Annotated in this window: 2 protein-coding genes and 1 pseudogene; 1 reads left to right on the plus strand and 2 read right to left on the minus strand. The window is 68.0% G+C overall.

Translation table 11 applies throughout. The features are described from left to right. On the minus strand, positions 1 to 162 hold a 162-nt coding region (locus tag MOV75_RS37190), incomplete at its 3' end, for a gamma-glutamylcyclotransferase (RefSeq protein WP_247007885.1). A 110-nt stretch (positions 163 to 272) separates the two neighbouring features. Here MOV75_RS37190 and MOV75_RS37195 point away from each other — a divergent pair. Continuing rightward, a complete protein-coding gene (locus MOV75_RS37195; RefSeq protein ID WP_246921950.1) occupies positions 273 to 1,457 on the plus strand; it encodes a DUF2125 domain-containing protein in 1,185 nt (394 codons plus the stop codon). Between the two features lie 68 nt (positions 1,458 to 1,525). On the opposite strand, the pseudogene MOV75_RS37200 reads toward MOV75_RS37195, so the two are convergent. Next, positions 1,526 to 1,632, minus strand: a pseudogene (locus MOV75_RS37200) (prephenate/arogenate dehydrogenase family protein); the annotation flags it as partial.

A 1,632-nucleotide genomic window follows, 5' to 3' on the forward strand; every position in this document is an offset into this window, starting at 1 on the left:
ATGGACGAAGGAATAGACGCAGAGCGCGCGGTGCTCGCCGACCAGCCGCGCCGGGGCGCGCTCCTCGAATGCGAAGCCCGGCCGCCACATCAGCGAGCCGTAGCCGAACACCCAGAGGTCGCCGTTGGCTGTGGTGACGGAGGGGAGGGTGATTTCCGACATTTCGGGCACGGCTACCAGAACCGCGCCCCCAAGCGAAGCGAATTCTCCGCCTTTCGTCGCAGGCGGGCCTCGCTTACATTTGCCTGAATCTGGGGTCAAAGGGTCGCCGCATGTCCAATATGACCGTTGCCGCAGGCCGCCGCTCCCGTTGGGGCCTTTTCATCGCACCCGTTCTCGTCCTGATCCTCGCCGTGGCGTGGAGCTGCTTCTGGTTCTATGCGGCGTCGCAGGCCGAGATCGCCGCCGACGCCTGGCGGGCGCAGGAGGCCAAGGCGGGCCGCATCTATGATTGCGCCAAGCGCTCGATCGCGGGCTTCCCGTTCCGCTTCGAGGTCCAGTGCTCCGGCGCCAGCGTCGCCCTGGTCTCGCAGAATGCGAGCAAGACGCCATTCACGGCGAAGCTCGACAACATCCTGGTCGTCGCCCAGGTCTACGATCCCAAGCGCGTCATCGCCCAATTCTCCGCACCCGCGACCCTGACCGACGGCGTCACGCAAAACACCTTCGTGGTGAACTGGAGTAACGGTCGCGCCAGCGTGGCCGGCCTGCCGGCCGTGCCGGATCGCGCCTCCATCGTGTTCGACGATCCCACCCTCAACCGGCTCGACGGCAGCGTGCAGGTGCCGCTTGCGCGCGCCAAGCAGGTCGAGCTGCACGGTCGCCTCGCCGAGGGATCGCCGGCCGATCATCCTGTGATCGAGACCGTGCTCCATGTCGCGCAGGGCAGCATCCAGGGCGTTCACCCCCTGCTCGCCGAGCCGTTCGAGGCGGACACGCGCGCCAAGGTCACCGGCCTGTCCGACCTGACGCCAAAGCCCTGGCCGCAGCGCTTCCGCGAGATCCAGGCCGCCGGCGGCCATATCGAGATCGTCCAGTCGCGGATCCAGCAGGGCGAGATGATCGCGGTTGCGGCCGGCACGTTGGGCCTCTCCGCCAACGGCCGGCTCGACGGCGAATTGCAGATGACGGTGACGGGCCTCGAGCGCGTGATCCCGGCGCTCGGCATCGAGAAGATGCTGGAGGAGGGCGTGCCGCAGGCGACGCTCGACCGCGTCGCGCCGGGCGTGAAGTCGCAGGACCTCAACAACCTCTTCGGCGCGCTCGACCGCGCCGTGCCCGGCCTGGGGAAGGTCATCAAGCAGAACGCCAATGCCGGCGTTGCCGCCGGCATCAACTCGATCGGCACCGAGAGCACGCTGGAAGGCAAGAAAGCGAGAAGCTTCCCGCTCAAGTTCGTCGACGGCGCCGTGCTGCTCGGCCCGGTCAAGGTCGGCCAGATCCCGCCGCTGTATTGAAGACCTCTCGTCATTCCGGGTTCGACGCTGCGCGTCGCCCCGGAATGACGGGAAATGGGGAGGCGCCGCTACGGCTTCTTCAGCGCGCCGTGCTGCCGGCCGAAATCCGCCGCCGCCGAATCCTGGCCGATCTCGACGATGCCGCGGCGGATGGCGCGGGTGCGGGTGAAGTGGT

The organism is Bradyrhizobium sp. PRIMUS42, from assembly GCF_023006515.1.
Taxonomy (GTDB): domain Bacteria; phylum Pseudomonadota; class Alphaproteobacteria; order Rhizobiales; family Xanthobacteraceae; genus Bradyrhizobium.